At 67.0% G+C, this 6,800-nt stretch carries 6 protein-coding genes and 1 pseudogene; 5 read left to right on the top strand and 2 right to left on the bottom strand.

Features of this window, described 5'->3' with window-relative positions; genetic code table 11:
* Window positions 1-91 precede the first annotated feature (91 nt).
* On the bottom strand, window positions 92-232 hold the full coding sequence (locus AB0D59_RS42540) for a hypothetical protein (RefSeq protein ID WP_362576645.1): 141 nt from the start codon (window positions 230-232) through the stop codon (window positions 92-94).
* A gap of 629 nt (window positions 233-861) precedes the next feature.
* Between AB0D59_RS42540 and AB0D59_RS42535 the strand changes: the two genes are divergently transcribed.
* The 4 genes and pseudogenes from AB0D59_RS42535 (at window position 862) to AB0D59_RS42520 (ending at window position 4,240) form a co-directional block, all read left to right on the top strand.
* Window positions 862-1,350 (top strand): GNAT family N-acetyltransferase, encoded by a 489-nt coding sequence (locus AB0D59_RS42535; RefSeq protein WP_362576644.1) that lies wholly within the window; start codon window positions 862-864, stop codon window positions 1,348-1,350.
* A 474-nt stretch (window positions 1,351-1,824) separates the two neighbouring features.
* Window positions 1,825-3,051 carry an MFS transporter gene (locus tag AB0D59_RS42530; protein WP_362576643.1) on the top strand — a complete coding sequence of 409 codons (1,227 nt, stop codon included), beginning with the start codon at window positions 1,825-1,827 and terminating at the stop codon, window positions 3,049-3,051.
* 408 nt (window positions 3,052-3,459) lie between these two features.
* Window positions 3,460-3,710 (top strand): annotated as a pseudogene (locus tag AB0D59_RS42525) (helix-turn-helix domain-containing protein); the annotation flags it as partial.
* A gap of 143 nt (window positions 3,711-3,853) precedes the next feature.
* Window positions 3,854-4,240: a nuclear transport factor 2 family protein gene (locus tag AB0D59_RS42520; protein ID WP_362576642.1), complete on the top strand. Its 387-nt coding sequence runs from the start codon at window positions 3,854-3,856 to the stop codon at window positions 4,238-4,240.
* 203 nt (window positions 4,241-4,443) lie between these two features.
* Here AB0D59_RS42520 and AB0D59_RS42515 read toward each other — a convergent pair whose 3' ends face one another.
* A complete protein-coding gene (locus tag AB0D59_RS42515; RefSeq protein ID WP_362576641.1) occupies window positions 4,444-5,247 on the bottom strand; it encodes an SDR family oxidoreductase in 804 nt (267 codons plus the stop codon).
* A gap of 329 nt (window positions 5,248-5,576) precedes the next feature.
* On the opposite strand from AB0D59_RS42515, the gene AB0D59_RS42510 reads away from it, so the two are divergent.
* Window positions 5,577-6,599 carry a S66 peptidase family protein gene (locus tag AB0D59_RS42510; RefSeq protein WP_362576640.1) on the top strand — a complete coding sequence of 341 codons (1,023 nt, stop codon included), beginning with the start codon at window positions 5,577-5,579 and terminating at the stop codon, window positions 6,597-6,599.
* Window positions 6,600-6,800 lie beyond the last annotated feature (201 nt).

Raw genomic sequence — 6,800 nt, 5'->3', positions numbered from 1 at the left:
AAGTACATCCAGTACGACGACTTCCGGCCGGCACACCGAGAGCACGCACCGGACGCCGCTCCTTGACGGGCAAACGTTGCCTGCCGCGGCACTAGAAGGCGAGCGGTAGGGAGAGCGGGATCGGCGTCTGGCGCAGGCCCTCCAGTATCAAGTGGGGGAGGACTTCGAGGACTGCGTCCATGGCGTACTCCAGGGCAGCAGCGTCGGGGGACTTGCTTGATGTCGAGTCCACTTGCGGGGTTCGTACCGGGCCGGCATCGAGAAGCTGTAGGGAAGCAGCCACCAGGACATCAGCGGACCGGGTGGTGATGTGGCGGGTTCGAACGCAGGCCGCACATGGCGGTGGGCGTTGAAGCGGACAAACACATCAACGGCCGGAAGTGGCATCTCCTGGTTGATCGGGACGGCCTGCTCGTCGACCTGCTTGTCACACCGGCCGACGTCCAGGACCGGGACGCGGCCCGCGTCCTGCTGACTTGCGCCAAGGGCTTCGTCCTGTTGTCCAAGCGCTGGGGGGTTGAACGGTCGAATTCATGGACGATGCGGGCCCCGCCGCAACGCGCGGGACTACGAGCGCCTCATGGCCCATGCCGAAGCCCACGTCCAGTGGGCCTTCATCACCCTCATGACCCGTCGCCTCACACGACGCAACCGCTGTACCGAGGCGGCCTCAACTCCCCGCGCCGCAGCCGCCTGACAATCCATCCGACCGTCGTTCGATTGGGCGTCCGTCGACGCTCAACCGAACGGCATACCCGATCAGCACCCAGCTCCATGACCTCGTGACCTACGAAAACGTGATGCGGCCCGGGGCGCGAAAAGCATTGGCGGTACCGTGGCTCGCGCCGACATCCTGTCCGCATGCTGATCAGGGAAGCCAACACCGAGGACTGGCCTGTCATTTGGCCCTTCTTCCACAAGATCGTTGCCGCTGGTGAGACCTTCACCTATCCGATCGATCTCAGCGAGGAGCAGGGCCGCGACTGGTGGCTCCTGCCGGCCCCGAACCGCACGGTCGTCGCCGTCGACGACGCCGGAACGGTCCTCGGCACGGCAAAGATGAACAACAACCACATGGGCAACAGCTCGCACATCGCGAGCGCCAGCTACATGGTCGACCCAGCGCACTCCGGGCAGGGCGTGGGCCGGGCACTGTGTGAGTACACGGTGGAGTGGGCGCGCGCGGCCGGCTTCCGGGCGATGCAGTTCAACGCGGTGGCCGAGACGAACGTGCATGCGGTGAAACTGTATCGGTCCATCGGCTTCGAGGTGCTGGGCACGTTGCCGGAAGGCTTCCGACATCCCTCGAAGGGCTACGTCGGGCTCCACATCATGCACCGCGCACTCTGAGCCACAGCAGAAAGGAGACAGACGACCCAGAACCCGCCCACCCGCCGTTCGGATCAGCGTCGACGGACCCCGGTCCGAATGGCAAGCACAGACCTGTCCCGCCGCATAGCCCCGTGAGCAGCGCAAAGAGGTCAGGCTGCAGCTGAACGCGCCCTATTCGGCGAGCAAGCCGACGACCTCCACCCGACGAAGATTCACGGCCGCCGACCTTGTCATCTCTCCTGCGGATAACCATTATCTTGGACCATCTCCGGCGAATGGGAAACAACGACTCGGCTCCTCCGTTGGTAATCACAGGCGGTGAATGCAGGGCCCGTGCGGTCCGACCGTCGACGGAAACCAACGACAAGGATCGGAGGGCTTCCGATGTCGCTTACGTCGGCCACGGGTCTGCGTTCGGACCGCATATCGGTTCGGAAGAGCCGAGCCGGTGAGCAGCTGCTTGCTACCGGCCGGTACGGTGCCGGGTTCTGGATGGTCGCGGCGGTGTTCGTGACGGCCATGGCCTTCTCCACCGTTCCCACTCCGCTGTACCCGCTGTACCAGGCGCACGACGGGTTCTCCACGTTCACGGTCACGGTCGTGTTCGCCGTCTACGCCCTCGGCGTGCTGACCAGCCTGCTGCTCGCCGGACACATTTCGGACTGGCTGGGCCGCAAGAAGGTCATGACGTCGGCGCTGGCACTAGAACTGCTCGCCGCCGCGTTGTTCCTGGCTACGCCGTCGCTGCCGGTGCTGATCGTCGCCCGGCTGGTCACCGGCCTCGGCGTCGGCATGCTGACGGCGACCGCCACCGCGTATCTGCAGGAACTGCACAGCGCCCACCGGCCCGGTTCCTCGATGCGACGGTTCGAGATCGTGTCGACCGTCGCCAACATCGGTGGGCTCGGCCTGGGCACCGTCTCCTCGGGCGTCCTCGCCCAGTACCTGGGAGCGCCGCTGCGGGTGCCGTACACGGTCTTCGCCGTTCTGCTGCTGACGGGCGCGGTCGCCATCGCGCTGACCCCCGAGACCGTCCGTCGGCCCGCCGCCAGGCCGGCCTACCGCCCCCAGCGGGTCGGAGCCACTCACGGAGTGCCTGGATATCTCGTGGTCGGCGCGGCCGGATTCACCTCCATGGCAGTGTTCGGCCTGTTCACCTCGGTGGTCCCCGGCTTCGTCGGCGGGACCCTGCACCACCCGTCCCGGGCACTGACCGGACTGATCGTGTTCGCGGTGTTCGCGGCCGCCGCGGCGGCCCAGACGGGCACCGGCCGACTAGGCGCCCGCACGCGTTGGTACGCCGGGCTGCTCGCCCAGGCCGTGGGCATGGCCGTCCTGGCGCTCGGTGTGCACCTCGCCAGCCTGCCCGTGTTTCTGTTCGCGGGGATCATCGCCGGGGCCGGAGCGGGAGTGCTGTTCAAGTCCGCCATCGGGCATGTGGCCGCTACGGCCGCCCCGGCCGGGCGCGGCGAGGCCCTCGCCGGAGTGTTCCTCGCCTCCTACCTCGGCCTGGCCCTGCTGCCTGTCGGCCTCGGCGTCGCCAGCCGCTCCATGAGCCTGACCAGTGCGACGAACTGGTTCACCGCCGTCGTACTCGCGCTGCTCGCCGCCATCGCCGTAACCACCCGCCGTCACGGCCCCACGGCCGAGGCCGTCTCCGCTCCGCCGGGTCCCGATGGCATCGAAGGAGGCGCCCGTCGTGCAGACCGTGACCACTGACCTCGCCAGCCAAGGACTTGACGCTGCCTCGGGACTTCGTCGCCTTCCAGGCCGGCACGAGGCCGCACTGCTCGCTGGTTGAGGTCTCGGTGACCTGCTGCTGGACCGATTTCTCAGAGCCCCTGCCCAGTCCCGTCGAGCCTGGTGCCTTCTCGTGCGATTCCTGCGGGATCAACAGGACTGCGTCATCTGGTACCTGCACCTCCGTCTGTCGGGCATACATCTGTAGTGCACTCCTATCTCGACTACGAATACGAGTACGAGGCGCGGCGCGATGGGGAAGAGACGGAGAGCAATCTCGACGATTCAGAGGAGCAAAGGGCCGCATGACCGCGCACTGAACGAGATCTTGTACGGGCGTCGGAGCGGGAACGCGTTCGCGAGCTCGATGGCGACGAGGGGCAGCGCCTGCTGCGGAGTGTCCGCCGTGGCACGGGGCCGGTGGTGACCTGGCGGCGGGCACAGATGGCGCTGTTGTCCGCGCGGGGCATGGCCGTGGCGAAGATCGCCGAGTGACGTTCGCCAGCGCGGACCGGGTCCGGGACGTGATCCACGGCTTCTACGCCGACGGCTTCGAATCGCTCTACTTGAAGTACAAGGGAGGCCGACCGGGAACCTTCAGCCTCCCGGAACCCCGGGAGATCAAGAAGATCGTCAAGTTCGGGCCGGCAAAGCGGGCCGACTTCCTGGTCGCTGAGGGGGTCGTCTCGACAGGCGGCCGCAGTCAGCCTGGAGGCGAGGTTGTGCTCGGCGGTAGTAACCCGGTTGCGAAGGGCTCGGTCGCCTGGACGAGGATGTCTGCATGAGCCGAGAGACAGACGAGGTACGTGAAGCGATTGCAGGCGAGCTGCGTCTGATGGACCCCAGCGTGCGTGCCACACGCTCGCTTGCCCAGCAGCTCCTGGACCCGGACTTCGTAGAGGTCGGCGCTTCGGGGCGGCGGTGGACCTATGAGGAGATGATCGCTGAGCTGCCCGAGCTGGACGGTGCTACTGAGAGCGGACCGCGCTACGAACCGTCACATTTTACCGGCGTCCTGCTGTCTCCCGGTCTGGTGCATCTCACCTACGAGACCACGTTGGATGGCAACCGGGCACGACGAAGTTCGCTCTGGCGCAAGCAAGGTGCGGCTTCGACGTGGCAGATGTACTACCACCAGGCCACGCCCGTCCCGCCCGCCACCATGTAGTTGCGAATCCCGGGCCATGAGAGGGGGTTGGAGCACCCGGCTTCACCTGCGAGGTGAAGGGGGAAGATCTCGACGGCGACATCAGGCCGGGGACACACCGCAGGTCAGGAGCGCCAACCACCCTCCTGGCCACCCGTCAATAACTTCCCCCGAGTCCAGTTGGTGTGACCGAGCGTGTGGCGCTTGAGACTCGGACTTTGGGTCTACGCGAGGCCACCGTTGCTCATCAGTAGTTGACCGTTGATCCACTCGCCCTCCCTGGAACACAGGAAGTCCACGAGGTGCGCGGTGTCCTGCGGAGTGCCCAACCGGCCGAGCGGCGTGCTGCGGAGGCAGTGCTCCCGGACTTCCTCAGGCATCCAGCCGGTGTCGACCGGCCCGGGGTTGATCGCGTTGGCGGTCACACCGAGGTGGGCGAGTTCGTGGGCGGCGGCCAGGGTGATGCGGTCCAGGGCTCCCTTGCTGGCCCCGTAGGGCAGGTTGCCGACGGTGTGATCACTGGTGAGGCTGACGATCCGGCCGGTTCCCCGTTCCGCGGCGAAGCGGCGTCCGAATTCGCGAATGAGCAGCCATGAGGCGCGCGCATTGACGGCGAAGTGCCGGTCGAAACTCTCGACGGTGGTGTCAAGCAGCCCGGAGTCGACGGACTCGCAGTGACTCATCACCAGCGCGGTGACACTGCCCATCTGCTGTTCGACCTCGTCGAAGACGCGTGCCGGGGTGTCCGGGTCCGCGAGATCCGCCTCGATCGCGGTGGTGGACGCACCGTGTTCGGCCAGAGATTGGCTGATCACTTCAGTCGCGCCGGGCTCGCTGCCCCAGCTCATGCGGGCGTCGTAGGGGGTCCAGTAGGTGAAGGCGATGTCCCAGCCCGATGCGGCAAGCCGACGGGCGATGCCCGCGCCGATACCGACGGTGCGGCCGACCCCGGTAATCAGGGCGAGCGGGCGGTCGGCCGAAGAGCCTGGTCCGTGGGCAGGCTGGTCATGATCGGTGTTCGTCGTCACGGGCCGGAATGGTTCACGAACGACACCGCGGCGTCAATCGTTTTCCTGTGACGGCGCGGCAAATGAGCAGGGGTGGGCGGGAGACGCGTCTCGCACTGAGGAACAGCGATCACGCTCCGTACGCAACCACGAGAAGTGGACCAGGGCCTTTGTTTTTGACGTCGGTTGGGGGTTTGCGGTGGGACTGTGAGGTGTGTTTCTCCCGCCGGGGCCTCATGGGTAACTCGCCGTCGAGGGCGAGGCGGACCAGGCACCACACAGGAGGGGCCACTGGGTGGCCGATCGGTAAATGAGTAGCGTGTTGTTACGGGTGTCGGAACACTGCCTCGGTGACCAGTACTGCACCGTCTCAACTGCTGCGCCCTCGCGCCCTCATACCCGGGGACCTTGTCGTCGTCGCGGCGCTGTCCGGGCCGCTCCATACCCAATACGCACCCGATCTCGAACAGGCGGTGGCCGAGATCGAACGGATGGGATTCCGGGTACGCCTCGCGCCGCTCCTCGAAGCCGGACGGCGCCGCTGGTGGAGCGCGGCGCGGCCGGACGAGATCGCCAGGGAGTTCAACGGTCTGCTGCGTGATCCCGAAGTGCGCGCGATCGTCGCGCACGACGGTGGCCAGACGGTGTTCGGATACCTCGACCTGATCGACTTCGACGCGATCAGGGCCGATCCCAAGCCGATCCTCGGCTACAGCGATATCTCACTGCTGCACCTGGTGCTCTACGCGCGCACGGGTCTGGTCGGGTTCCATGCCGACCTGGCCACGCCCGGTCTCGGCGGGCACTGGCAGAGAGCGTCCGCGGCCCGCCGGGAGGAGTTGGGGAGGCTGTACTCGACGCTGCTGACCGGCACGGAGCCGATCGGTGCGCTGCCCGCCGGCCCGTCGTGGGAATGCTGGCGTGCCGGACATGCCGAAGGTCCGCTGATCGGTGGGGTCATCAATCGGATCGTGCTGGCGCAGGCGACGCCTTTCGCGTTGCCGCTCGAATGCTTCGACGGCGCGGTGCTGTTCTGGGAGGAGCTGGGCGGCCAGGCATCGTACGTGTGGAGCCTTCTGCAGATACTGCGGCACAGCGGGATTCTCGATCGGATCTCCGGCATGGTCGTGGGCATTCCGGAGGCGATCGAGGGACTCGACTCGCCCGATGGCTCTCCGAGCCTGGCCGAGATCGTCCTCGACGTTCTCGGTGACCGCGACATCCCGGTCCTGGGCAACGTCGAGGTCGGGCACGCAGGCCCGAATCTGCCGATGCCGGTCGGTATCCGTGCCGCCCTCGATGCAGGGGAGCGGACGTTGTCGCTGCTCGAACCGGCGGTACGGCCGCACGCGTTGACGGGGCCGGTCGGCTGAACGCCTTCGGCAGCGACTGCGAGCCCGTTCCCGTGACCGTCCTCGGTGTGGACACGTTCCTGCCGACAGCATGCAGTTCGCCCTGGAGTCCGGCCGCCGGCTCTCGCCGGGCGGCTGCTACAGCATCCTGCCCTCCTAGCGGGGCGAAACCTCGGACGAGACGCACCTCAACCAGTACACGCTCAGCGAAGCCGAGATCCC

This window comes from Streptomyces sp. NPDC048417 (genome assembly GCF_040651615.1).
GTDB lineage: Bacteria > Actinomycetota > Actinomycetes > Streptomycetales > Streptomycetaceae > Streptomyces.
Note: the sequence above shows the minus strand (reverse complement) of the source record. Positions and strands in the feature narration are given on the sequence as shown.

Coding starts and splice junctions, on each gene's coding strand:
- AB0D59_RS42530 (WP_362576643.1), top strand. CDS start 1,825: ATGGTCGCGGCGGTGTTCGTGACGGCCATGGCCTTCTCCACCGTTCCC.
- AB0D59_RS42535 (WP_362576644.1), top strand. CDS start 862: ATGCTGATCAGGGAAGCCAACACCGAGGACTGGCCTGTCATTTGGCCC.
- AB0D59_RS42520 (WP_362576642.1), top strand. CDS start 3,854: ATGAGCCGAGAGACAGACGAGGTACGTGAAGCGATTGCAGGCGAGCTG.